General features: G+C 65.0%; 19 protein-coding genes. 14 read left to right on the forward strand and 5 right to left on the reverse strand.

The genetic code is table 11. From position 1 onward, the window contains the following. Positions 1-217 precede the first annotated feature (217 nt). The 7 genes from J4G38_RS14400 to J4G38_RS14430 all read left to right on the forward strand — a co-directional run bounded on the left by J4G38_RS14400 (position 218) and on the right by J4G38_RS14430 (position 9,895). A complete protein-coding gene (locus J4G38_RS14400; protein ID WP_210518527.1) occupies positions 218-361 on the forward strand; it encodes a hypothetical protein in 144 nt (47 codons plus the stop codon). A gap of 114 nt (positions 362-475) precedes the next feature. Next, positions 476-1,267, forward strand: coding sequence for a hypothetical protein (locus J4G38_RS14405; RefSeq protein ID WP_210518529.1), 792 nt, complete (start codon positions 476-478; stop codon positions 1,265-1,267). A gap of 80 nt (positions 1,268-1,347) precedes the next feature. Beyond that, positions 1,348-1,926 carry a hypothetical protein gene (locus J4G38_RS14410; protein WP_210518531.1) on the forward strand — a complete coding sequence of 193 codons (579 nt, stop codon included), beginning with the start codon at positions 1,348-1,350 and terminating at the stop codon, positions 1,924-1,926. Positions 1,927-1,987: 61 nt separating this feature from the next. Further along, positions 1,988-3,799 carry a DUF885 domain-containing protein gene (locus J4G38_RS14415; protein ID WP_210518533.1) on the forward strand — a complete coding sequence of 604 codons (1,812 nt, stop codon included), beginning with the start codon at positions 1,988-1,990 and terminating at the stop codon, positions 3,797-3,799. A gap of 248 nt (positions 3,800-4,047) precedes the next feature. Next, positions 4,048-5,832, forward strand: a complete 1,785-nt coding sequence (locus J4G38_RS14420; RefSeq protein WP_226163430.1) for a DUF885 domain-containing protein — start codon at positions 4,048-4,050, stop codon at positions 5,830-5,832. A 122-nt stretch (positions 5,833-5,954) separates the two neighbouring features. Then, a complete protein-coding gene (locus J4G38_RS14425; protein WP_210518535.1) occupies positions 5,955-7,586 on the forward strand; it encodes a serine hydrolase in 1,632 nt (543 codons plus the stop codon). A 56-nt stretch (positions 7,587-7,642) separates the two neighbouring features. Next, entirely contained in the window at positions 7,643-9,895 is a 2,253-nt protein-coding gene (locus tag J4G38_RS14430; protein WP_210518537.1) for a M3 family metallopeptidase, read from the forward strand. Positions 9,896-10,134: 239 nt separating this feature from the next. Here the strand turns inward: J4G38_RS14430 and J4G38_RS14435 are convergent, their stop codons facing one another. Further along, positions 10,135-12,015, reverse strand: a complete 1,881-nt coding sequence (locus tag J4G38_RS14435; RefSeq protein WP_210518539.1) for a T9SS type A sorting domain-containing protein — start codon at positions 12,013-12,015, stop codon at positions 10,135-10,137. A 187-nt stretch (positions 12,016-12,202) separates the two neighbouring features. Between J4G38_RS14435 and J4G38_RS14440 the strand changes: the two genes are divergently transcribed. The 4 genes from J4G38_RS14440 (at position 12,203) to J4G38_RS14455 (ending at position 17,983) form a co-directional block, all read left to right on the forward strand. Then, positions 12,203-13,573: a POT-type proton-dependent oligopeptide transporter gene (locus J4G38_RS14440; RefSeq protein WP_210518541.1), complete on the forward strand. Its 1,371-nt coding sequence runs from the start codon at positions 12,203-12,205 to the stop codon at positions 13,571-13,573. 17 nt (positions 13,574-13,590) lie between these two features. Beyond that, on the forward strand, positions 13,591-15,645 hold the full coding sequence (locus J4G38_RS14445; RefSeq protein WP_210518543.1) for an alpha/beta hydrolase family protein: 2,055 nt from the start codon (positions 13,591-13,593) through the stop codon (positions 15,643-15,645). 107 nt (positions 15,646-15,752) lie between these two features. Then, positions 15,753-17,261 (forward strand): M28 family peptidase, encoded by a 1,509-nt coding sequence (locus J4G38_RS14450; RefSeq protein ID WP_210518545.1) that lies wholly within the window; start codon positions 15,753-15,755, stop codon positions 17,259-17,261. Positions 17,262-17,353: 92 nt separating this feature from the next. Beyond that, on the forward strand, positions 17,354-17,983 hold the full coding sequence (locus J4G38_RS14455; protein WP_210518547.1) for a flavin reductase family protein: 630 nt from the start codon (positions 17,354-17,356) through the stop codon (positions 17,981-17,983). A 95-nt stretch (positions 17,984-18,078) separates the two neighbouring features. Here the strand turns inward: J4G38_RS14455 and J4G38_RS14460 are convergent, their stop codons facing one another. After that, the gene (locus J4G38_RS14460; protein WP_210518549.1) at positions 18,079-18,417 is read right to left on the reverse strand and encodes a hypothetical protein; all 339 of its coding nucleotides are present in this window, start codon (positions 18,415-18,417) and stop codon (positions 18,079-18,081) included. 124 nt (positions 18,418-18,541) lie between these two features. Between J4G38_RS14460 and J4G38_RS14465 the strand changes: the two genes are divergently transcribed. Continuing rightward, positions 18,542-19,708 (forward strand): esterase/lipase family protein, encoded by a 1,167-nt coding sequence (locus J4G38_RS14465; protein WP_210518551.1) that lies wholly within the window; start codon positions 18,542-18,544, stop codon positions 19,706-19,708. Between the two features lie 80 nt (positions 19,709-19,788). Here J4G38_RS14465 and J4G38_RS14470 read toward each other — a convergent pair whose 3' ends face one another. The 3 genes from J4G38_RS14470 to J4G38_RS14480 form a co-directional block, all read right to left on the reverse strand. Then, complete coding sequence (locus J4G38_RS14470; protein WP_210518553.1) at positions 19,789-20,094, reverse strand: hypothetical protein; 306 nt, start codon at positions 20,092-20,094, stop codon at positions 19,789-19,791. Positions 20,095-20,202: 108 nt separating this feature from the next. Beyond that, positions 20,203-21,816 carry an HTTM domain-containing protein gene (locus tag J4G38_RS14475; protein WP_210518555.1) on the reverse strand — a complete coding sequence of 538 codons (1,614 nt, stop codon included), beginning with the start codon at positions 21,814-21,816 and terminating at the stop codon, positions 20,203-20,205. A 137-nt stretch (positions 21,817-21,953) separates the two neighbouring features. Further along, on the reverse strand, positions 21,954-22,166 hold the full coding sequence (locus J4G38_RS14480) for a hypothetical protein (RefSeq protein WP_210518557.1): 213 nt from the start codon (positions 22,164-22,166) through the stop codon (positions 21,954-21,956). Positions 22,167-22,385: 219 nt separating this feature from the next. On the opposite strand from J4G38_RS14480, the gene J4G38_RS14485 reads away from it, so the two are divergent. Both J4G38_RS14485 and J4G38_RS14490 read left to right on the forward strand, forming a co-directional pair. After that, on the forward strand, positions 22,386-22,802 hold the full coding sequence (locus J4G38_RS14485; RefSeq protein WP_210518559.1) for a thiol-disulfide oxidoreductase DCC family protein: 417 nt from the start codon (positions 22,386-22,388) through the stop codon (positions 22,800-22,802). Positions 22,803-23,121: 319 nt separating this feature from the next. Next, a complete protein-coding gene (locus J4G38_RS14490) occupies positions 23,122-25,602 on the forward strand; it encodes a reprolysin-like metallopeptidase (protein WP_210518561.1) in 2,481 nt (826 codons plus the stop codon). Positions 25,603-25,643 lie beyond the last annotated feature (41 nt).

The following is a 25,643-nucleotide window of genomic DNA, read 5'->3' on the forward strand; positions in this document are numbered from 1 at the left end:
CTCAGTCATTACCATAAGTAGTTTTTAGGCAATAACGGCCGCCACTTGGCATGCAATATTTCGCCTTTTCAACTCACCCGTTCTTCATTTTTTCCTGCACTTTCAGCCATTCGGAATTAACGTTGAAAAGAATTTTCAAAATTGAAAATTCCTCATATTAATTTCATCTTGTAAGTGTAGGTTTAATACACATTCTCACCCTAAATTTTTTGTTACCATGAAGAAGCTCATGCTTTCGCTCTCGGCCGCCCTGTGCACCTTCGCCGCCGTAGCCCAAACCACACCTGCTGCACCTGCCAAAGCCCACGGCGGGCACCACGGCCACCATGCCCACCACACCGGCACGCACCACAAAAAATAGTTGGGCGGATTGCCTGACGATATTAAAAGCCTCTCCGGCGCGTCCGGAGGGGCTTTTTGTTTATACTACCACGTAGTAAATCCCGACGCTGGTTTTGCGCCTAACTCCCACTTCATGCTCCTAACCTGGCTCCTGGCCGGCGGCCTGCTGCCCGGACTCGCCCCTGCCGATACCACCACCGAGGCCCCGCCACGGCACTTTGCCACCGCCCTCAGCTATGGCAGCAACTCAACCTACTTCGGCCGCTCACAGGCCACGGCTTTCCCCTACCTCGCCGCCGATTTCACCTACACCGCCAAAAGCGGCTTCTATGGTTCCGTGGAGCTGTATAACCTATTGAACACACCCACTGCCCTCGACGAAACCGACCTGACCGTGGGCTGGGACCACGACTTCGGCGAAACCCTGGATGCCTCGGTGAGCTACTCGCGCTTCGTCTTCCCCGCCGGCAGCGAGCTGGTGAAATCCAACGTCAACAACGCATTTGATGTGGGCCTGGGGCAGGATTGGGGCTTTTTATACTCGCGGCTGAGTGCCACGTACCTGTTTGGCAAGTCGACGAGCAAAGGCGACGCCTTTCTGATTCTGGAAAACTCCCGCTCCTTCGAGATTCCGCACGTTTTGGGGGCCGCCAACTACCTCACCATCGAGCCATTAGTGAGCGCGGCAGCCGGCACGCAGTCCTTCGTGGAGGCCAGCCTCACCAAGCGCAACGGTGCCAAAAACCGCAACGTCCGCCGGTTCAGCATGGTCGATTATGAGTTTGCCGTGCCCGTGAGCTACACCGTGGGCAAGCTGGAGCTGGCCGCTGGCTGGCGCTACATCATCCCCGTGAACCTGCCGGCCGACGACGTGGACTCGCGGGCCCTGGCCATCTGGACAGTGGGCCTCACGCTCACGCTGTAGCGCCTGGCGGCTGCCTTTTTTGGCCCGCACCCGTACTACTTGGTAGGATTGATTTTCGAACCCTCATTCTGCTAAGTATCATGCTGATTATACAACTACTATTGGGCCAGCGCGGCCATTGGCGGCTGGCCTTTGCGAGCGGCGCGCTGCTGCTCGGTGCCTGTAGCGGCCAGGCGCCCCTCGAACAGTCCAGCGGCGGCCAGGGCCGCTCCACGGCCGTGCAAGCCGATTCGGCGGCGATGGCCACGCTGCCCACCGAAGCCTGCGGCCTGCTCACGGCCCGCGAGGTGGCGGTCCTCACCGGCCGGGCGGTGCGGCAGCAGGCCCAGGGCGACGCCTGCCGCTTTGTGGAAGCCGACCAGCCCGCCAGCCCCGATGCCGTGGTCACGCTGTCGTTTCGGCCGGCAGCGGCATTCGCTATCGCGCAGGCCGGCAACGACCTGCGCCGGCGCAACATGGTGCCCGTAGACGGCCTGGGGCGCGAGGCCTATTACGACGACAGCCACGGCGACCTCTACGTGAAATTGCCCGAGCGCACGCTCGTCATCGGGATGCCGCGCCGCGCCCGCAACTACTCGCGCGAGCGGGTGGCCCCGGAGCTGGCCCGGCTGGCGCTGGCGCGTCTCACGGCCCGCCCGGCGGGGGCACCGGCGCAGTAGCAAGCGTGAACAGGGGCCATATCAGGCGGTTTCGTAGCTTGCGGCACATTCCCATTCTCACATGAAAAAATTTGCCCTCGCCGGCCTCGTTGCCGCCGCTCTCACCACGGCCTGCAACCAGACCAAAACCACCGAAACCGCCGCTGGCGGTACGTCCGGCACCGCGGCCGACTCCACCAAGGGCCTGCCCGGCCTGTTCAGCAGCTACTGGGAGAAGCAGTCGCGCCTCGACCCGATGTCGGCCACGGCCCAGGGCGACAACCGCTACAACGACCGGCTGCCCAACGACGGCACCAGAGCCTACCGCGACACGCTGACGGCTTTCTACCAGGATTACCTCGGGCGGCTGGAGAAATTTGACCGCACCAGCCTGAGCGACAACGACAAAATCAGCTATGACATCTTTCAGTATGAGATGAAGCAGCGGCTGGCCGGCCTGAAGCTGAACACCTGGATGATGCCCGCCAACCAGTTTTGGGGCCTGCCCCTCACGCTGGGCCAGTACGGCTCGGGCGAGGGCAACCAACCCTTCAAAACGGTGAAGGACTACGACAACTGGCTGGGCCGCGTGCGCGGCTTCACGGTGTGGACCGATACGGCCATCGCCAACTTCCGGCGCGGCGTGAAGGCGGGCGTGGTGCTGCCCAAAACCTTGGTGGTGAAGATGATTCCGCAGATGCGCGGCAAGGACATCGTGGTGACGGACCCGGCCAAAAGCCTGTTCTACGGCCCCATCACGCGCTTCCCCAAGGACTTTTCGGACGCCGATAAAACCCGCCTGGCCGACGCTTACAAAAAAGCCATTCTGACCGAGCTGGTGCCCAGCTACCAGAAAATGGGCGACTTTCTGGAGAAAGAATACCTGCCGAAAGCCCGCACCACGAGCGGCATCGCGGCCATTCCCGGCGGGCCGGAGATGTATAGCTACTACGTGGCTTACTGGACCACGACGACCAAAACGCCGGCCGAGATTTACAAAACCGGCCTGGCCGAGGTGGCCCGCATTCGCGGCGAGATGGAGCGGGTGAAGAACGAAACCGGCTTCAAAGGCGACCTGAAAGCCTTCTTCGAGTACCTGAAAACGGACAAGAAGTTCATGCCCTATAAGTCGCCCAGGGAGGTGCTCGACGCCTTCCGTAAAATCCAGGCGACCATCGACCCGAACCTGAAAAAGATGTTCGGCCGCACGCCCAAAACCCCGTTTGAAATCCGCGAAACCGAGAAATTCCGCGAAGCTTCGGCTTCGGCCGAGTACAACCAGGGCTCACCGGACGGCTCGCGGCCCGGCATTTTCTACGTGCCCATTCCCGACGCGGCGAAGTTTAACACCACCTCCGGCATGGAGTCGCTGTTTCTGCACGAGGCCATTCCGGGCCACCACTACCAGATTTCGTTGCAGCAGGAAGACAAGGACTTGCCGAAATTCCGGCGCTTTGCCTGGTACGGCGCCATGGGCGAGGGCTGGGCGCTCTACACCGAAAGCCTGGGCAAGGAACTGGGCCTTTACACTGACCCTTACCAGTATATGGGCGCGCTGGGCGATGAAATCCACCGCGCTATCCGGCTGGTGGTGGACACCGGCCTGCACACCCGCAACATGACCCGCGAAGAAGCCATTGCCTACATGATGGCCAACGAGGCCATGTCGAAGGACGGGGCCACGGCCGAGATTGAGCGCTACATGGCCATCCCCGGCCAGGCGCTGAGCTACAAAATCGGGGCCCTGAAAATCCAGGAGCTGCGCGCCAAGTACCAGAAGCAGCTGGGCAGCAAGTTCTCGCTCAGCAATTTCCACGACGAGCTGCTGAAGGACGGCGTGATGCCGCTGGCCGTGCTCGAAACCAAGATGGACGCCTGGGCCGCCAAGCAGTGAGCAGAAAACCGTCATGCTTATCTGGCGCCCGCGTAGTCGAAGCAGCTCGTGTGGGGTTGTAACTCAATCGGTCAACGATGCGAGCGAGGTGCTTCAACCGGCTCAGCATGACGTTCTTTTTTCCTCAGCCTTCATTCAAAAGCCCGCACCGGATTGTTCCGGCGCGGGCTTTCTTTAGTGTAAAAATCACGCATCTTTATGGGCAGGCAAGCTGAATTAGCGTAGCTTGCCCGCTTACTTCGTTGTTGATGCACAAGCTTTTTCTGGCTATGCTGGCGCTGTGGTGCCTGTTGGCGCATCCGGCGGCGGCAGCTGCGCCGGTTGCTGGTACTACCGCGGCCACGCTGCTGGCCAACCTGTTCAATAACTACTGGGAGGACCGCGCCCGGCTGTTTCCGCTGATGGCTACGGCCCAGGGCGACAACCGTTTCAACGACCGGCTGCCCAACGACCAAACCCGCGCTTTCCGCCAGCAGCAGGCGCGTTTTTACCAGCGCTACCTGAACGACTTGCTGAACATTGACCGGGCCCGGCTCTCGGCCGACGACAAGCTCAGCTACGACATTTTCCAGCACGAAATGCGCAGCCGGATTGAAGGCACGCGCCTGAAGACGTGGATGATGCCATTTGCCCAGTTCTACAGCCTGCCCACGACGCTGGGCCAGCTGGGGGCGGGCACGGGCGCGCAGCCCTTCAAAACGGTGAAGGACTACGACAACTGGCTGGCCCGGATGAGCAGGTTTCCGGTGTGGGCCGACTCGGCCATCGGCAACTTCCGGCAGGGCATGAAGGCGGCCGTGGTGCTGCCCCGCGTGCTGGTGCTGAAAATGGTGCCCCAGCTCCAGGCCCAGATAACGGCCGACGCTTCCAAAAGCCTGTTTTATGGGCCCATTACGTGGCTGCCGGCCAGCTTTTCGGCCGATGACAAGGCCCGCCTCACGGCTGCCTACCAGCAGGCCATTCTCACCGAGATAGTGCCTACCTACCGCAAGCTGGCCGACTTCCTGAAGACCGAATACCTGCCCCAGGCCCGCAGCAGCAGCGGCCTGAGCGACGTGCCCGGCGGCGCCGAAATGTACCGCTACGACGTGCGCCTGATGACCACCACCGACCGCACGCCCGACGCCATTTACCAAACCGGCCTGGCCGAAGTGAAGCGCATCCGGACCGAAATGGAGGCCGTGAAGAGGCGCGTGGGGTTCAAAGGCAGCCTGCCCGGCTTCTTCACCTACCTCAGCAGCAACTCCCGATTCACGCCCTACAAAACGCCGGAGGACGTGCTGAACGCCTTTCGCGGCATCCAGGCCCGCATCATGCCCAACCTGCCCAAGCTGTTTGGGCGCGCGCCCAGGTCGCCGTTTGAGATTCGGCAGACGGAGGCTTTCCGCGCCGCCACAGCCTCGGCCGAGTACAACCGGGGCACGGCCGACGGCTCACGGCCGGGCATTTTCTACGTGCCGATTCTCGATGCCACCAAGTTCAACGTGACTTCCGGCATGGAGTCGCTGTTTCTGCACGAGGCCATTCCGGGGCACCACTACCAGCTGTCGTTGCAGCAGGAAAACACCAGCCTGCCCAAGTTCCGGCGCTTCGCCTCCTACCCGGCTTTCAGCGAGGGCTGGGCACTGTACTGCGAAAGCCTGGGGCGGGAGCTAGGCCTCTACACCGACCCCTACCAGCGCATCGGCGCGCTGGGCGACGAGATGCACCGCGCCCTGCGCCTGGTGGTGGACGTGGGCCTGAACGCCAAGGGCATGAGCCGCGAGCAGGCCATCGACTACATGATGGCCAACGAGCCCATCAGCGAGCAGGCCGCCACGGCCGAAATCGAGCGCTACCTGGCCATGCCCGGCCAGGCCCTGGCCTACAAAACCGGCCAGCTCAAGCTGCGCGAGCTACGCAGCCGCTACGAAAAGCAGTTGGGCAAGGCCTTCAGTCTCCGGGCTTTTCATGATGAGATTCTGGCCGGCGGCTCCATGCCCCTGGCCATTCTGGAGCGGCGGATGGATGCCTGGGCGGCCCGGCAGCGCTAGGCAAAGACCCGACAACGGTGGGAAGAGAATTGTAAGTCCGACGGCAAAAACCCGGACCCTGGGTGTAGCCGAATTAGCCTATCTTGTCGGCTTATCATCGATTTTCACCTAAAATTCCTCTTATGCTTCAATTGTATCCCCCGGCTGGCCGCTGGTTGGCGGCCTTGCGGGCCGGTTGCGGGATGGCCTTCGCCCTGCTGGCTACCCCGGGCAGGGCCCAAATGGCCAGCCCACCCACCGCACCGCTCGACCTGGCGGCCGTGGATGCCGTGGTGGCCCGCACCCTCAGGGGCTTCAACGTGCCGGGCATGGCCGTGGCCGTGGTGAAAGACGGGCAGGTGGTGCTGGCCAAGGGCTACGGCGTGCGCTCGCTGGCCACCAAAGCCCCGATGGATGCCAACACCCTGGTCGGCATCGCCTCCAACACCAAGGCCTTTACCGCCGCCGCCCTGGGGATGCTGGTGGACGAGGGCAAGCTGCGCTGGGACGACAAGGTGACCGATTACATCCCCGAGTTCAAGATGTATGACCCCTACGTGACGGCCGAGTTCACGGTGCGCGACCTGCTGTGCCACCGCAGCGGGATGGGCCTGGGCGCGGGCGACCTGATGTTCTTCCCGGATTCGTCGGATTTTACGATTAAAGACGTGATTCATAACCTGCGCTATTTCCGGCCGGTGTCGTCGTTTCGCAGCAAGTTCGACTACGACAACAACCTGTACCTGGTGGCCGGCGAAGTAGTGGCGCGAATTTCCGGCCAGCCGTGGACCGATTTTGTGGAAGCCCGCCTGCTCCGGCCGCTGGGCATGACGCGCACTGCCACCGGATTTGCCCGCCTGCCCGACCCCACCAACGTGATAGACGCCCACGGCCCGGTGGACGGCCAGGTGCGGGTTATCCAGCGCGACCGGGACGCACTGGCGGGCGCTGCCGGCGGCATCTACAGCAGCGTGAACGACCTGAGCAAGTGGGTCCTGATGCTGCTGGGCGGGCCGGGCGCGCCGGCTCCGCTGCTGAAACCCCGGACGCAGTGGGAGCTGTGGTCGCCCCAGACCATACTGCCGCTGAGCCCGGCCCCAACGCCTTACAACACCCACTTCTCGGCCTACGGCCTGGGCTGGTTTCTGAACGACGCGCGGGGCTACAAGGTGGTGTCGCACACGGGCGGCGAGGTGGGCATGGTCACCAAGGTGCAGCTGGTGCCCGAGCTGCACTTGGGCATCATCGTGCTTACCAACCAGGAAGACGGGTTGGCTTTCACGGCCGTTTCGGCCCATATCCTGGACCATTACCTGGGCGTGACCGGCCAGGACCGGGTGCAGGAAATGCTCGGCCACCGCCAGACGGCGTCCGGCGAAACCGATAAAATCACCGCCGCTGCCTGGAAGCAGGTGGCCCTGGCCCAGAAGGCCGCCCCCAAAAAGCCCGATTACAGGGCCTATCTGGGCCGCTACCACGATGCCTGGCTGGGCGACGTAAACCTGTACCTGCAAGGCAACCAACTGTGGCTGCGCGCCGTGCGCGCCCCGCGCCTGATGGGCCAGGTCCTCCCCTATCGCGGCAGCACTTACGTGGTGCGCTGGAAAGCCCGCAGCCTCAACGCCGACGCCTTCGCCACCTTCGCCCTCGACGAGCAGGGCCACGCCTCGGGGTTCAAGATGAACCCCATTTCGCCCGCCACCGATTTCAGCTACGACTTTCAGGACCTCGACCTGAAGCGGGTGGCAGAGCCCGGCCCGGGCGCGGGCCAGTAACGGGTAACGGGCTTTATCTTCACGGGCCACAACATTTTGCTGATTTTTTTCTTCGCATGCTGATTTCTTCTCACGCCCGGCGGCCGGCCGGTTTTCTGGCGGTGCTCGGCCTGGCCGGGGCCCTGTTTTCCACTCCTGCGATGGCCCAAACCACTGCTTCCACCAGCGCGCCGGCCACGGCCCGCGCCGACCAGCCGCCCCTGCTCGCGCCCTGGGGCGGCCCCCACGGCGGCGGGCCCGCTTTTGATAAGGTGAAAGTGGCCGATTTCAAGCCCGCGCTCGAAACGGCCATGGCCGAGAACCTGGCCGAAATCAACGCCATTGCCACCAACCCGGCCGCGCCCACGTTCGAAAACACCATCGCGGCCATGGAGCGCAGCGGCGGGGCCCTCGACCGCGTGCAGGCCGTATATGGCGTCTGGAAATCGACGCTGAACGACAAAGCTTTCGGGGCCGTGGAAACCGAGATGGCTCCCAAAATGGCGGCCTTCAACGACCAGATTTCGCAGAACCTGGCCCTGTTCAAGCGCATTGAGGCGGTGTATAGCTCGCCCGCTACCAAGCAGCTTACCCCCGAGCAGCAGCGGCTGGTGGAAGTCGACTACAAGCAGTTTGTGCGCTCGGGGGCCAAACTTGATGCCACGGCCAAGGCCCGGCTGTCGGCCATTAACCAGGCGCTGGCGGGGCTGTTCACTAACTTCTCGCAGAACGTGCTGGCCGAGGAGGCCGACTCGGTGCTGATGCTGAAAACCGACAAGGACCTGGGCGGGCTGCCGGCCTCGCTGCGCGACGCGGCCAAAACCACGGCCGGCACGCGCAAGATTGCGGCGGCGGGCGTCATCACCAACACCCGCTCCAGCATCGACCCGTTTCTAACTTACTCCGACCAGCGGGCGCTGCGCGAGAAGGCGTGGCGCATGTTCACGAACCGGGGCGACAACGGCGGCGCGCACGACAACAACGCCCTCATCACCCAGATTCTGCAGCTGCGGGCCGAGCGCGCCAGGCTGCTGGGCTACGCCACCCACGCCCACCTGCGCCTCGACAACACCATGGCTAAAACGCCCGAAGCCGCCATGCAGCTGATGGAGCAGGTGTGGAAGCCCGCCGTGGCCCGCGTGCACGAGGAAGTGGCCGATATGCTGGCCCTGGCTAAAAAGGAAGGTGCCCCCGCCAACTTCAAAATTGAGCCCTGGGACTACCGCTACTACGCCGAAAAGGTGCGCAAAGCCCGCTACGACCTCGACCAGAACGAGGTGAAGCAGTATTTGCAGCTCGATAAGATGCGCGAGGGCATGTTCTGGGTAGCCGGCGAGCTGTTCAACTTTGCCTTCGTGCCCGTGACCGATGTGCCCGTGTACCACCCCGACGTGCGGGTGTGGCAGGTGAACGATAAAACCACCGGCCAGCAGGTGGGCCTCTGGTACTTCGACCCCTACGCCCGGCCCGGCAAAAACTCGGGCGCGTGGATGAATGCCTACCGCAACCAGGAGCGCATGGACGGCAAGGCCGTGACCACCATCGTGTCGAACAACTCGAACTTCGTGAAGGGCAAGGACGGCGAGCCGGTGCTCATTTCCTGGACCGACGCCACCACGCTGTTTCACGAGTTCGGCCACGCCCTGCACGGGCTGTCGAGCAACGTGACCTATCCCACCCTTTCGGGCACCAGCGTGGTGCGCGACTACGTGGAATTTCCCTCGCAGCTGCTCGAAAACTGGCTGGCCACGCCGGAAGTCCTCAATAAGTTTGCCCTGCACTACCAGACCGGCCAACCGATTCCGGCGGCGCTGGTGGCCCGCATCAACAAGGCCAGTACCTTCAACGAAGGCTTCGCCACCACCGAGTTTCTGGCCAGCGCCCTCATCGACATGAAGCTGCACCTGGCCGGCAGCCAGAAAATCGACCCCGACAAGTTTGAGCGCGAAACCCTGGCCCAAATGGGCATGCCCCATGAGCTGGTGATGCGCCACCGCACGCCGCAGTTCTCGCACGTTTTCTCCTCCGATGGCTACTCGGCGGGCTACTACTCCTACCTGTGGTCGGTGGTGCTGGCGGCCGATGCCTTCAGCGCCTTTACCGAGGCCAGCGGGCCTTACGACAAAACCGTAGCCGCCCGCCTGCGCCAGAACGTCTTCACCGTGGGCAACACCGTGGACCCGGCCGTGGGCTACCGTGCCTTCCGGGGCCGCGACCCGAAGATTGACGCCCTGATGAAGGAGCGCGGTTTCCCGGTACCGGGGGCCAAAGACGGCCCCAAAGACCCGGCCGCCAAGCCCCGCGCCGCCGCGAAACCGAAGGGCAAATAGGCGGAAAACACAAATAAATAGCAGCGCGCAACTGCCCAGCCGCAAAGCGGCGGCACGCTGGTAGTAAATAAGTCAGGAAGTATTTCTGAGCCGCAAAGCGGCGGCATCTATCGCAAGCAAAGAGTGCCGCCGCTTTGCGGCTCAGTTCGGTTTTCAATCCGTTACTACCAACGTGCCGCCGCTTTGCGGCTAAGGGGAGGCACCAACCACATAAGCCCTAAACCTAAATAATAACTCCTTCAGTCACGAACTAAGCGCAGAATCTGGCTGAACTGCGCGCCCTGCACCCGCACCAGATAGGCGCCCCGGCTGGTGCCCATCAGCTGGGTGCGGGTGCCGCCGGCGCAGGCCTGGGCGGCCTGCACGGGGCGGCCCAGCAAGTCGAGCACGGTGGCGGTGTAGGTGCCCGGCGGCAGGGCCGTGAGGTCGAGGGTGGCGGGGCCGGCTCCGGCCGGGTTGGGGTACAGCTGCACGGTGGTTTCGGCGAAGCGCACGGCCCGCACCGGGGAGTACTGGGCGCTGCCGTCGGCGTCGACCTGCCGCAGACGATAGTAGAGCACGGTGCCCAGGCGGCCGGCGGCGGGGTCGGGCCAGCGGTACGAATGGGTTTCGGTGGTGGTGCCGTGGCCGGGCACGGTGCCTATCAGGCTGAACTTCCGGCCATCGGGGCTGCGCTCGACTTCGAAGCGGGCATTATTTTTCTCCGAAGCCGTGGCCCAGCTCAGCAGCGCGTCGGAGCCGTGCGTCGTCGCTTCGAAGGCGGTGAGGATTACCGGCAGCGGGGTGATGGCGCTGCTAAGCTTGAAAATGGTGCCGCTCTGGTCGTCAGAAATCAGCAGGTTGCCCTGCGGGTCCACGGCGGTATCGACGGGCCGGGCCCAGGCGTTTTGCGTGGCATCGTCCAAAAAACCGGTGACTAAGTCGGCTTGTACGCCGGGCGTCTGGGTGGCGGTATTCCAGGGAAAATAGACGACTTTATAGCCCGTCCGCAGCTGGCGGTTCCAGGAGCCGTGCAGCGCCACCACGGCCCCCCCGGCGTAGGCGGCCGGGAAGCCGGTGCCTTGCAAAAACGTGAGCCCCAGCGCCGCCGAGTGCGCCTGAATTCCTTTGTTGATGCGGTCCATGGCGTTGGGGTCCACGGCGCCGGTGCGGTTCCAGTCATAGTCCAGGTCGAAGGGCATGTTGTCCAGACCTGCGTCGGGGTTGGGGTTGCAGAAAGGCCAGCCGTAGTTGCCGCCGTCGCGCACCTGGGTAAACTCGTCGGGCGGGTGGTTGTCCACGTAGCTGGTCATCACCTGCCCGTAGTTGCCGGTGGCGTCGTTGTACGGGTAGGGCGTGTTGTCGCGGTTATTGACCACCACCCACAGCGTGTTGGTGCCGGGGATAAACGCCAGGCCCTCGGCATTGCGCAGCCCGCGGGCGAATAGGCGGCCGTTGCTGCCATCGGCGTCATATTGGTAAATGGCGCCCCGCACGGGGTTGCTCTGCGTGTCGGACAGGCAGGCGTTGCACGTCGAGGCGATGGACACGTAAAGCTTGTGGTTGCCATCGAGGGCCAGGTTTTTGAGCTGATGCCCGTAGTTGCCGCCCAGCTCCGGGGTGCTGGCATCGGGCAGGCCGGTGATGACGACCTGCCGGCCCTGGCCGGTGAGGTCGCCGGGCTGGTACACGTAGCGGTTTATCTGGTGGCTTTCCGACAGGTAGAGGTACGTGATGCTGCCGATGGTGTGAAATACCAGGTCGTGCGGATTGCGCAGGCCCGTCACAAAATCCGTCACCACCGGCGTGCCGCCCGCGCTGCCGGGGCGCACGAGCGCCACCTTGCCCGCGCCGGGCTGCGACACCAGCAGGTTGCCGTCGGGGGTGAGGGCCATGAACCGGGCCCCCGGCACCCGGGCATACACGGCCAGCGCGAAGCCCACCGGCACCTGCACGGTGTGGGGCACGTCGAAGGGCGCGCTGGCCAGCGCGGCGGGCACCGTGAGCGTAGCGGCGGTAGCGGCGGGTAGCACCTGGGCCGGGGCCTCACCAGCCAAACCAGCGCAGAGTCCCGCCACGGCCCAGCAACGGCCCAGGCGGCCAGCACCGGCCGGGGCCAGCTGCAACAAATTAATTTTCATGCGGATAGATGTTAGCAAACATGAACATTACCAAGACTGTAACAACAATTTACTGCTTTTTGTGAGAAGTATTTAAAAGCGGAGCCTTGGGGCTGACCCGGCATTTTCCCGCGTTTCAAAAATTCCTGTGTTCCTGGTTTTGCAGCCGCTGCGGCTAACTTGCCGCATCACCTACCCGTGGCGGCCCATGCCCCCTCCTGTTCTGTCAACTGCCCCCGCGTTTCCCCGCGCCCTGCCCTTCATCATCGGCAGCGAGGTGGCCGAGCGGTTCAGCTACTACGGCATGATGACGATACTGCCCACGTTTCTGGTGGCGCAGTTTTTCAACCCCACTCACAGCACGGCCCTGACGGGCGAAGCCGAGGCCCGGGCCAACGCGCTGGTGCACTCGTTTTCGGCGCTGGGCTACGCCCTGCCGGTGGTGGGCGCGCTGCTGGCCGACTGGGTGCTGGGCAAGTACCGCGTCATCCTCTACTTGTCGATTCTGTACTGCGGCGGGCACGTGTTGCTGTCGGCGTTTAATGACGATTTCAGCGGGTTCCGGCTGGGGCTGCTGGTGGTGGCGGTGGGCATGGGCGGCATCAAGTCGAGCGTGACGGCCAACCTCGGCGACCAGTTCACGCCGGCCAACGCCTCCCTCCTGCCCAAGGCCTACGGCTGGTTTCAGATGAGCATCGACGTGGGCGCGGCGCTGGCCACCATTCTCACGCCGTTGCTCTACGCGCACTTCGGGCCGGCCGTGGCGTTTGGCGTGCCGGGCCTGCTGATGGCCACGGCGGCCTGCACCTTCTGGGCGGGGCGGCGGCGCTACGTGCGGGTGCCGCCCACCGGCCTGCGCGCCGGCCTGCGCCAGACGCTGGGAGCGGGCGAGGGCCGGGCCGCCCTGCGCCGGGTGGCGGTGGTATTCGCCTTCGTGCCGGTGCTCTGGATACTGAACGAGCAAAGCTCTTCCGAATGGGTGCTCCAGGCCACCCACCTCAACCGCGAGCTGTGGCCGGGCTTCACGCCGCTGGCCGAGCAGCTGCAGCTCTCGGGCATTGTGTTCGGCATTGCGCTGAACCCGCTGCTCACCTACGGGCTGTACCCGGCCCTGGCCCGGCGCGGGCTGCGGCCCACGCCGCTGCGGCGCATGGGCGCGGGCATGGTCATCGCCACGCTGGGCGTGCTCATCGTGGGCGCGGTGCAAACGCGGGTGGATGCCGGCGGCCACCCCTCGGCCTGGTGGCAGGTTCTGGCCTACTGCGTGCTGGTGGGTGGCGTGATTATGGTGGCCATCACGGGGCTGGAGTACGCCTACACCCACGCCATCAGCGCGCTCAAAAGCCTCACCACGTCGCTGTGGGTGCTCACCATCGCGGCGGCTAATTTTGGGCTGAGCCTGGTGAACGGCAGCATTGCGCGGGGCGGCTGGCTGGCCGGCCTGCACGGGGCCAACTTCTACTGGTTTTCGGCCGGACTGATGGCCATGAACGTGACACTCTTCGCACTGGTAGCGGCGCGCCTGCCCGAGAAAGTCTACATCGGGAATCCGCCGTTGGAGCCGGCGGCAGCCGAATAATTCAGTATACTGCGGCCATGAACATGCTCTTGCTGCTCCTGCGCACGGCGGCCCGACCGCTCCCGCGGCTGGCGCTGGCGCTGGCGCTCCTGCTGCCGGCCTACCCGAGCCTCGCCCAGCGCCGCTTCGAACTGGCCGATATCGGCAAGGTGGTGAGCGTGACCGACCCGCAGCTCTCGCCCGATGGCAACAGCATTCTGGTAGTGGTTTCGAGGCCCAACCTTGGCACCAATCGCCACGAAGCCGAAATCGTGCTGGTGGACGTGGCCAGCGGCCGGCAGCGCGTGCTGGTGGCCGGCCGGCCCACCGCGAAGCAGCCCCGCTGGTCGCCCACCGGCAACCGGGTGGCGTTTCTGGCGCGCCCCGGCATGGGCCAGGACGCGCATACGCAGCTGTTCGTGCAGTCCTTCGCAGGTGCCGCCGAGGCCCGGCAGATAACCAACGGGCCCACCAGCGTGCAGCACTTCCGCTGGAGCCCCGACGGGGCCACGCTGGCCTACACCGCCGCCGATGAGCCCGCCAACCAGGCCGAAACCGAGCGCGGCAACGACCGTTTCGAAGTGGGCGATGGCAGCGCCACGCTCACCGCCGCCCCGGTTCCCGACCATCTCTGGCTGGCCGATGCTGCCGGCGCGCAGCCCGCCCGCCGCCTCACCAGCGGCCCCTGGAGCCTGCCCAACGATTCTTCCGAACCCTTCGACTGGGCTCCCGATGGCCGCACGCTCGTGTTCACGCGGCGCGCCACGCCGCAGACCGGCGACCTGAATTCCACCCTCTGCACCGTGAATGTGGCCACCGGCGCCATGCGCGAAGTAAGCGGCCCGCCCCGGCAAATTGAGCTGCCGGCGTTTTCGCCCGATGGCCGGTGGATTAGCTACCAAACCCCACGCGACACGGGCTCTTTTGAGGCGCTGGAATTCCAGCTGATTCCGGCCGGGGGCGGCCCCGCGCGCGCCCTCACCCGCACCCTCGACCGCAATCTGCAACGCGCCCTGTGGAGCCCCGATGGCAAAAGCCTGCTGGTGGGCGGCAACGACGGAGCCGGCGTTTCCATCTGGCAGCAGGAGCTGACCGGCCGGAGCCGCAAGCTGCCGCTGGGCGCGGTGTCGCCCAATGGCAGCTACTGGGTGGAAATGTCGGTGGGCCGCCGCAATTCTATGGCCCTCACGGCCAGCGAGCCGGGCCGCCCGGCCGAGCTGTACTACCTGGCCTCGCCCAAGTCCGCGCCGCGCCGCCTCACCGATTTCAACCACGAAACCGCTGCCCTGGCCCTGGGCCGCATGGAAACCGTGGACTGGACTTCGGACAACCTGCGGCCCAACGGCATCCTGACCTACCCGCCCGACTTCGACCCGGCCAAAAAATACCCGCTGGTGCTGATGATGCACGGCGGGCCCTCCAATTCCTCACGCGTGGCGTTTTACGGGCTGGGGCAGGCGGTGGCGGCGCACGGCTACGTGGTGTTTCAGCCCAACTACCGGGGCAGCGACAACCTGGGCTACGCCTTCCAGCGGGCCATTCGGGGCGATGCGGGGGCCGGGCCGGGGCGCGACGTGCTGGCCGGCATTGCCATGCTGGAACGGCGCGGCTGGGTCGACACCAGCCGCATTGCGCTAAGCGGCGCGAGCTACGGCGGCTTTATGACGGCCTGGCTGATGGGCGAGCCGCGCCGCTGGCGCTGCGCCGTGGCCGGGGCCGCCGTGGTCGATTTGCTCGACAGCTACAACCTGAGCGACAACAACGCCGCCAACGCCGTGCACTACGGCCCCTCGCCCTGGCTGAGCGCCGAAAACCTGGCGCGGTACCGGGTGCAGTCCCCCATTTCGCGGGCCACGCGCTGGCGCACGCCCACCCTCATCCTGCACAACGTGGGCGACTACCGCGTGCCCATCGCCAACGCCTATAAATTCTACCACGCCCTGAAAGACAATCACGTACCGGTGCGCTTCGTGGCGTTTCCCATTGCGGCCCACGTCCCCGGCGACCCCGTGCGCAGCGCCGAATGGAACCGCCTCTGGCTGGAATGGCTCGATGAATACCTGCGGCCGGACACCGCGCCCACCGCCAAATGAAACGGGCCGGGCAATGAACTTCGGGCGGCCCGGCTATTGCACCGCTGCAAGCCTGGCAGCACCATTTTTGCCAGCTACGTACAAATCCATTCACTTTCCTGCTATTCATGAAAAGACTATTCCGCTTCACTTTGCGCCTGCTGGTAGCGGGCCTGGCTTTGGCCGCGCCGCTGGCCGCCTCCGCCCAGAAAAAACCAGCCGCCAAAACCGCTGCCAAAGCCACCACCGCCGAAAGCGCCATTCACGAAGCCGATATCAAGCGCGACCTGTTTGCCCTGGCCGGCGACCATTTCCGGGGCCGCGAGGGCGGCACGCTCGACGAGCTGAAAGCCTCGGTGTGGCTCGCCGAGCAGATTCGCGCCATTGGCTTGCTGCCGGCCGGCGACGACGGCACCTATTTCCAGTGGTTCCATTTGCAGCGCACGCGCCTCACCAAGGCCAGCCGCCTGAGCATCGGCACGCACCAATTGAAGCCGAACCAGGACGCCCTGGTTTTCGCACCCACCACCTACGCCGTCACGGCGCCGCTGGTGTATGTGGGCACCGGCACCGCGTCGGAGATGGCCAAAATCGACCTCAAAGGCAAGGCCGTGGCGCTGCTGTTTTCGGGCCAACCCACGGCCGACCTGAGCTTTCGGCGCTTCCTGACGGCCACCCTGCGCGACAAGTCGGTGGAGCTGATGAAGGCCGGCGCGGCGGCGGTGATTTTTGTTTCCGATTCGCGGGCGCAGGCCGTGTACGAGCACTGGGGCCACATTTACGAGCGCGGGCGCTATGGCCTGCCCGGCGACCCCAACACCAAGATGGTGGACACGGCCCCCATCATCCTGCTGCCCGAATCGGCCAAGGACTGGGTGCAGCAGGCCGGCCAGCAATTCAGCACCGATTTGAAAGTAGAAAGCTTCCTCTATCCCACGGTCAACATCGTGGCCAAAGTGCCCGGCACGGATGCGCAGCTGAAGAAAGAATACGTCCTTTTCAGTACCCATCAGGACCACGACGGCGTGCGCGCCCCCGTGGCCGGCGACTCAATTTACAACGGCGCCGACGACAACGCCACCGGCTGCGCGGCGCTGCTGGCCATCATGCGGGCCTTTAAGCAGCAGCCGGCCCGGCGCTCGGCGCTGTTCGTGTACCACGGCGCGGAGGAGCGCGGCCTGCTGGGCTCGCGCTACTACTCGGCCAACCCCACGGTGCCGCAGGCCAGCATCGTGGCCGTGCTGAACGCGGAGATGATGGGCCGCAACGTGGCCGATAGCGCCGCCCTGCTGGGCTCCATTCCGCCGCACCTCAACTCCTCGGACCTGGTAACAACGGCCCTGGCGGCCAACCAGGCCGGCCCCAAATTCAAGCTCGACACCGAATGGGACAAGGCCACCCACCCCGAAGGCTGGTATTTCCGCTCCGACCACCTGCCCTACGCCCGCCTGGGCATCCCGGCCATCATGTACACCTCGCTGCTGCACCCCGACTACCACACCCCGCGCGACGAAGCCAGCCGCATCGACTACGCCAAGCTGACGCGCATGACCCAGTGGATGTACCTTACCGGCTGGGCCGTGGCCAACCGCACCGCCCCCCCTGCCCGCGAGCCCGGCTTCAAGCTGGAACGCTAATTTCAGTTAGCAGGGAACAATTAGCGGTGAACAATTTTAGTTCGGAAGCCTTATCTGCTAACTGTTCCCTGCTAACTGCCAACTGACCTTTCATGCGCCACCTCACCGCCGCCGACATCCAGGCGTTCGAAAAGATTTACCGCCTCAACCTCGTCAACGGCCTGCCCGGCTTCAAGCCCGCTAATCTGGTGGGCACGGCCGCGCCCGACGGCGGCACCAACCTGGCCGTCTTCAGCTCGGCCCTGCACCTGGGCTCCGACCCGCCCCTGCTGGGCATCATCACCCGGCCCACCACCGTGCCCCGCCACACCTACGCCAACCTCAAAGCCAGCGGCTGCTATACCCTCAACCACGTGCCCGTGGCGCTGGCGGCCGCAGCCCACTACACCTCCGCCAATTTCCCCGACAACGTTTCGGAGTTTGATGAATGCGGCTTCACGGCCGTGTTCCGCGGCGATTTCCCCGCGCCCTACGTAGCCGAAAGCCCGCTCAGCATCGGCCTGCGACTGCTGGAAGAGCACCACATCAGCAACGGCACGGTGCTGCTGGTGGGCACCGTAGAGCACATTTATCTGCGCGAAGAAGGCCTGCGAGAAGACGGCACCCTCGACCTCGTGGCGCTGGCCGATGCCTGCATTTCCGGCCTCGACGGCTACCACGCAGTGCAGCCGCCGGTGCGCTTTGGCTACGCCCGGCCGGGCCAGCCGCCGGTGGCGGAATAAGGCTCGGCGGGTGCCGCGAGCACCTCGTTGCCTCGAACGCAAAAAGCCCGCCACCGGGATGGCAGCGGGCTTTTTGCGTTCGAAGCAACGAGGTGCTATTTTTTTGGCTGGGCCTGGTCCACCGGGGCCATCTGGCCGCTGGCGGTTTGGGGCGAAGAAGCGCTGGCACCGGCCGGGGCCGAATTCAGCTTGTCTTGAGTAGTGCCGTTTTTGATGGCCGTGGCCGAGCCCTCGCCCGTGGCGGCTGGCGCTTTCTGCTGGTTATTGATACTGTCGCGGCTGATATCGGCCGTGTGCCAGCCGGGAGGGTTAGAAAAACCGCGCTTGAATTGGGTATTTTCGCCGGGGCTCCAGCGGTTATCGCAGGACGAAAGCGTGGTTGCCAGGGCAGTGCCCAGCAGCAGGGCCAGGGCGAAACGGGAAGAAAGCTTCATGAAGTGGTGCTAGGGATTGGGAATGCAAAGTACGTTGATTTCGGGCGGAAGGCCAACGGAATATCGGGGGTGGCGCTACTTTCGGGCTTCATTCCCGCCTCACGGCCGCCCGGCCTTCCTGCTTATGTCCGATTCCGCCCCCCGCCAGCCGTCCCGCTTCCGCCGTGCCCTGGGGGCCGTGGGGCGGGCCGCCCTCCTGCCCGTGCGCGGCGCCGGCTACCTCGTGCGGTCGGGCAAGGCGCACCAGCATTTCTTTCTGCCGGTGCTGAACGGGGCCCTGGGCGACCAACTGGCCGCCCGCTTCGACCCGCGCGCCATCCGCCTGAGCTTCCGGCGGGGCGGGCAGGACGTGGCCGTGGCCGACCTGCGCCTCGCCGAGCCCCTCCAGAAAACCGTGGTGTTCGTGCACGGCCTGATGGGCGATGAGCTCATCTGGCAAACCGGCTTCCAGGACCCGCCCGGCAGCCGCCGCTACGGCCCGCGTTTGGCCGAGGAAACCCACGTCCGGGCACTGTACCTGCGCTTCAATTCCGGCCTGCACCTTTCCGAAAACGGCCGCGAGCTCAGCCGCCTGCTCACCGAGCTGGTAAATACCTACCCCGACGCCATCGGCGAGCTGGTGCTGGTGGGCCACAGCATGGGCGGGCTCATTATCCGGAGCGCGGGGTATTACGCTGCGCTTAATGAAGAATTGGGAATGAAGAATGAAGAATTGAGGCCGGTACCCAAAGCTCCAGCCACCGATAATTCCTCATTCTTCATTCCCAATTCCTCATTAAGCGCAACGCCCGCGCCCTGGCTGGCCCATCTGCGGTCGGTCTTCCTCATTGGCACGCCCAACGATGGCTCGTGGCTGGAACAAAACTCCCACCTCACGGCGCGGCTGCTGGAGCGCATCAACCTGTTTCCCACCCGCTTCCTGAGCAAGGCCCTCAACCAGCGCAGCAACGGCATCAAAGACCTGCGCTACTCCATTCTGGTGGACGAGGACTGGCAGGACGCCCACGCCAACGACCTCACGCCGCCGCGCACGCCCGTGCCGCCGCTGCCCGGCGTGCGCTACCACATTCTCATGGGCGCGTGGCTGCGCTCGACCCGGCCCTCGGCCCTGCGCGAATACTTTGGCGATGGGCTGGTGGGCCAGGGCAGCGCCCGCGGCCACGCCACCTTTGGCGATGAGGTCGCCCTGCCGGCCGGTGCCCAGGTGCGCACGGCCGTGTTCAGCCAGCAGCACCACGGCGGCCTGCTCACCCACCCCGAGGTGTTTCAGTACCTCAAGCAGTGGGCCTGAAGGCGGGGCGGCCAAGGGAAATAAAAGGGCCATATCCGAGGAGGGATATGGCCCTTGTTGCTATCTCAGCACTTGGCAAATCAGGTAGTGGTGCCGCTGGTGGTAGTGCCAGTGGTAGTGGTGCCCGAAGTCGTGCCAGTGGTAGTGGTGCCGGATGTGGTGCCGGTAGTAGTGGTGCCGGATGTAGTGGTACCGGTAGTAGTGGTACCGGTAGTAGCGCCGGAGGTGGTGGTACCCGTAGTGGTGCCGTCCGTGGTGCCGGAGGTGCTGCCCGAAGTGGTGCCGCTGGTGGAGCCGGCATTTTCAGAGGTGGTGCAAGCGCTGAAAACAGTGAGCGACGAGCACAGAACGGCGCCGGTCAGCACAGAAAGCCATTTACGTTTCATAGGGCATGGGATTGGTAAAAAGAAAGGTATTGCTACCGTTGACTCTGTGACTATACGAGCGTTAGCTGCGCGATTTATTCGTATTTCCGCCCAAAAACTACTTATTTCCTATTCCGTATTTTTTACCAGAGCGGGAGTTTCCGCGGGCATTTCACAGTCGCACAGCACTTCGCGGACGGGCTTGGCCACCCGGTAGTCGGGCAGCGACTCCTCCTTCATGTACACCACCGAAAGATGCCGCAGCGGCGCATGGGCAGGGTTTTCGTGCCAGATGCGCAGCAGGTAATTGCAGTAGTAGGGCCGCATCCAGGCATTGCTCACGAAGAGGTAATTCTCGGAATACTTGCGCCACCGGTCGTTCTTGAACAAGGCCACCACCGCGGCCGGCTTGGCGTAGCGCACGGGCGCGCCGCCACGGTTCAAATCGAGCTGGCGGCCGTCGGCCGTGGTGCCTTCCAGAATGTACCAGCCATCGTCCTTGAACACCGTGGGCGCAAACATGCCCCAGTGCTGGTCGACGCGAAAAAGATAGCCAAACCAGCGCACCGGCGCCGCCATCAGCCGGCCCGCCGGCCGCAGCACGGCCACGTCGTCGAGGTTCCACCAGCACACGTAGGCCAGCACCACGGCCACCAGCGTTTCGCGCACGTCGCGCAGCAGCTGCCGGCTCCCGGCCGAGGGTTCGCGGGTGCGTTCCAGGCGCAGCCGCCACGGGGCCTGCCAGGCGGGCAGGCGCGGCCGCCAGCGCCGGAGCCGCGCCGCGTGCGGCAGCAGGCGCGCCTCCAGCCAATCCACGGCCACGGGCGGCAGCAGGCCCAGCACCGACGCCATATTCACCAGGAAAAACAGGCCCACGTACAGCGTAAGGCTGATGCCGAGGTGAAACCCAACCAGCACCCCCACCACCAATAGCCGCCACCGGGCCACGCCCACCGGCAAAAACAGCGCAAACGGCAGCAGCAGTTCGGTATAATACGTGCCAAAGGTGAGGAAGCGCAGCAGGTCCGGGTGCGGATAAAGCAGCCGCCCCACGGGCAGCAGCAGCTGGTCGAGACTGAAGGCGTAGTAGAGCGCCGTGCCGGTCTGGGTCCATTCGGGGCCGTTTTTGAGCAGGGCGGTGCACCAGTACAGCAGCGCCAGCTGCACGATGTAGGCCACCGTGGCCGCGCTGAAATAGTCAAGGCGCTCGGGGGCCGGCCGGGCGCGCGCATCCCAGGACCACACGCGCCCCCAGGGCAGGAAAATCCCCCAGAACAGCAGCATCCGCAGGAGGTCGTCGCCGCCCTGGCAGATGAGCGGATTGCGGTTTTGCACCGACACCAGCAACACCCACGAAGCCACCGTAGCCAGCCGCGTGTGGTAGCCGGCCAGCAGCGCCCCGGCCAGCCCGGCCGCCAGCGCAAACAACGCGGCCTGGGCCTGCCACAGCCCGCTGGCGGCGTGCAATGAAAACTGGTAGGGCGTCCAGGCGTGGTCGAGCAGCGCGGGCAGGGGCAGCACGCCCATGTTGGCGTAATGGGCCTCCAAATCAGTGCTGCGAATGGCCAAATCGAGCAGTACTACGGCGGCCGTGGCCATGCGCAGCAGCGCCAGCGCCCGCAAATCGAGCACAAACGGCCGCCGCAACACGCTCCAGAAACCCGGCGTGGAAGCGGCCGGGGACTCACTCACGACCGGTTCGGGCTCCTGAACGAGTTGGGATAGAAACGGAGCACGGTCCATAGATTGGCGGAAATTTTGGGCCGAAACCGGCTACTACCCAACAAGACGGAAAGCTAGTCATTGGCGCACCCCGCCTTTTCGCCTTGCTAAAAAGAATGCGTAAAGCGCCGCTTAGCGCGTGGTCGAGCCGCTGGTGCTCAGCGCTTGATGGTGTCCATAGCACCGCTGGTGGTGCCGCTCATGGTACTGGTCGAGTCGCTGGTCATGCTCGTGGAGCTTGAGGAACCGGCCGGGGTAGTGGTCGAGGTACTGGTTTCGGTAGTGCTGGTTTTGTTGCCGTTGCAGGCGCTCAGCAGAGCGGTGCTGATGGCAAATGCCGCCCCGAACACAGAGGTTTTTTTGATGAGCATCGGATTGCAAGGTTGGTTGACTGGGTAGCTATACGGACAAGCCCAGGCAGCCAACCGCCGCATAAACCCGTATTTTCGCCCGCATAACTACGTAGCAAGCAGACAAAACCAGTTTTTTACCCGCCCTTATCCGTTCCGCATCGGCACTTTTCCTGCGCCGGCCCAACCCGATACCGGCCGGGCCGTTAAGGACCAACTGCCGGCCTTGCCATCCTTCCCATGCCCGATACCGCTCCCGATACCATCCTGTTCGACGGCGTGTGCAACCTCTGCAACGGCTTCGTGCAGTTCGTTATTCGCCACGACCCCAACGCCCACTTCCGCTTCGCCGCCCTGCAAAGCGACGCCGCCCGCGCCTTGCTGGCCGCCCAGGGCATTGCGCCTGCGGCCCTGCCGGCCGAGCCCGAATCGGTGCTGCTGCTGAGCGGGGGGCAGCTGTATTCCCACTCTACGGCCGTGCTCCGAATTGCCCGCGGGCTGGGTGGCGGGTGGCGGCTGGCCGCGCTGGGCTGGGTGCTGCCCCGCGCCTGGCGCGACGCCGTCTACCGCTTCATTGCCCGCCACCGCTACCGGTGGTTTGGGCGGGAAGAAAGCTGCATGCTGCCCACGCCGGCGCTCAAAGCGCGCTTTTTGTAGCGGGCCTGGCCGGGGCAGCAGGCCACACTTCCGGAAGCAAAAAAAGAAGAAACCTGAAGCCATCGGGGTCGCCCGGCACGCTGCCTGAGGCAGCAACTTGCTGGGAACAAATTTAATTTTTCTAATAATTACCTATTGCTATTAACTAATCTGCTTCCGATTCAAAAATAATTGCGTAGCGGTTTACGTGAACTATCCTGCGTTATGCGTTGCTTTGCTATTCTCTGAATGGCAGCTGGCAATTTTTGGATTTTGCCAGTTGCCGCCTTGGCCGCTATGTTGGGGTTCAGGCAATGTATTATCAGGTAATTATTTGGCTATGCGCAACGGCTACCGGGCAGTTTTCTTCGTATTTATCACCACCCTGCTGCTGGTGGGGGAAGCCCACGGCCAGGCGCCCCCCCCGCTGTGGCAGCCGGTGCCCCCGCCGCTGGCCCGCGGCGCGGCAGCCTCCCTGGCGCCGGCCAGCTGGTTCGTGCTGGATGCCGCCCAGCTGGCCGCCCGCCTGGCCCTGGCCCCGCCCGAAACGCAGCCCGCCAAAGCCGTAGCCCTGGAGCTGCCCTTTCCCGACGGCACGCTGCACCGCTTCGCCATTTCCCGGGTGCCGGTGATGGCCCCGGCGCTGGCCGCCCGCTACCCCCAGATTCAGACCTACGCCGGCCGGGCGCTCGATGACTTTGCCACCACGGTGCGCCTGGAAACGACGCCCGCCGGCCTGCACGCCCAGGTGCTCACCCCCACCGGCCCGCTCAGCATACTGGCTGACCCCAGCGCTGCCAGCCGCTACCAAAGCCAGGCCGATGCCCCGCTCGATTTCGACTGCCTGGCCCTGCCGGTACCGGGCCGGGCGCTGCGCACCCTGGGCGGCACTCCCCCCCTGCCGCCTGCGCCCTACGGCAGCCAGCTGCGCACCCTGCGCCTGGCCCTGGCCACCACCGGCGAATATTACCAGAACCCGGCTTTTGGCAATAACAGCCTGGTCACTACGATGGCCAGCCTCGTCACGCTGGTGAGTGCCCTGAACGCCGTGTATGAGCGGGAGCTGGCCGTGCGCCTGCAGCTCATTGGCAGCAACAACCTCCTCATTTACACCGACCCGACCACCGACCCTTATACCAACAGCACCCCCGGCACCATGATTGATGAAAGCCGCGCTTCTATCAACACCGTGATTGGCAGCGCCAACTACGACATCGGCCACGTGCTGGGCTACCGGGCCGGGGGCTACTCCGGCGTGGCCTACATTGGCGTGACGTGCCTCGATGCTTTCAAGGGCGGCGGGGCCTCTACCGGGGCCTCGCCCGGCCTGATGGCCACGGTAACCACCCACGAAATGGGCCACCAGCTCGGGTCGGCCCACACGTTCAACGGCGACCAGGGCAATTGCAGCGGCGGCAACCGCAGCGCGGGCCTGGCCTACGAGCCGGGCGCGGGCAACACCATCATGTCGTACGACAGCCGCTGCTCGCCCGATAACGTGGGGGCCGGCATCACCTATTTCCACGCCGGCAGCCTCAGCGCCATTATAACCGACCTGGGGAGTGCTTGCGGCTCCGCCACGGCCACCGGCAACCAGCCCCCCAGCCTCACCGTGCCGCCCAGCACCTACACCATTCCGCTGGGCACGCCCTTCGCCCTGGCCGGCAGCGGCACCGACCCCGACGGCGACGCCCTTACCTACTCCTGGGAAGAGCTGGACACCGGCAACCCCAGCGGGCTGGCAGGCGCGGCCACCGACGTGAGTGGGCCGCCGCTGTTCCGCAGCTTTGCGCCGGTGGCCAGCCCGGTGCGCACGTTTCCGGCGCTGACTTCCATTCTGAGCAACACGGCTTCGCTGGGCGAAATACTGCCCCAGGTGGCCCGTTCCCTCAATTTCCGCCTCACGGCCCGCGACAACCACAGCGGCGGGGGCGGCGTGGCCGGGGCCAACGTGGCCCTGGCCGTGGCCGCCGCCGGCCCGTTTGCCGTCACCACCCCCAGCGCCGCTTTCACCGCCGCCCCCAACAGCCTCTACAACCTGGCCTGGAGCGTGCTTGGCACCGACCAGGCCCCGGTGAGCTGCGCCAACGTGCAGGTCCTGTTCTCCACCGATGGCGGCCTCACCTTTCCCACCGTGCTGCTGGCCAGCACCGCCAACGATGGCACCGAACAAATCCGGCTGCCTAACGCGACCACGACCCAGGGCCGCCTGAAAATCCAGGCCCTGGACAACGTCTTCTTCGCCATCAACAACGCCAACCTCACCCTCTCCGGCGCCGCCGTGCCCCTGCCCGTAGAGCTCACCGCCTTCACAGCCGAGGTGCGGGCAGCCACGGCGCACCTGGCCTGGGCCACGGCTTCGGAGAAAGACAACGCCGGTTTCGCCGTTGAGGCCTCCGCCGACGGCGCCTCTTTTCGCCGCCTGGGGTGGGTAGCGGGCCAAGGCAGCAGCGTGAGCCCCCGCCAGTACCAGTTCGACGACGGCTCCCTGGCCACTTACCCCGGCCCGGCTGTGTACTACCGCCTGCGCCAGCTGGACCAGACCGGGGCCGAAACCTTCTCGCCGGTGCGGGCCGTGGCCGTGCCCGGCGGCCTGGCCGCCCAGCTGCGGGTGTGGCCCAACCCGGCGCGCGGCACCGTGGCGGTAGCGGGCCTGCCTTCCGGCCAGGCCGTGCAGGTATTCGACCTGACCGGCCGGCTGCTGCTCACCGGGGCTCTGCCCGCCAGCGGGCTGCTACAGCTGGTGCTGCCCGCCCGCCTCACGCCGGGCATCTACGTGGTGCGCGGCGGCGGGCAGGCCCGGCGCCTGGTGGTGGAGTAGCTATTAAGTTGTTAGCAGGCTAATAATCATTTGAATGACAA

The sequence above is a fragment of the Hymenobacter terricola genome (assembly GCF_017921975.2).
GTDB classification, from domain to species: domain Bacteria; phylum Bacteroidota; class Bacteroidia; order Cytophagales; family Hymenobacteraceae; genus Hymenobacter; species Hymenobacter terricola.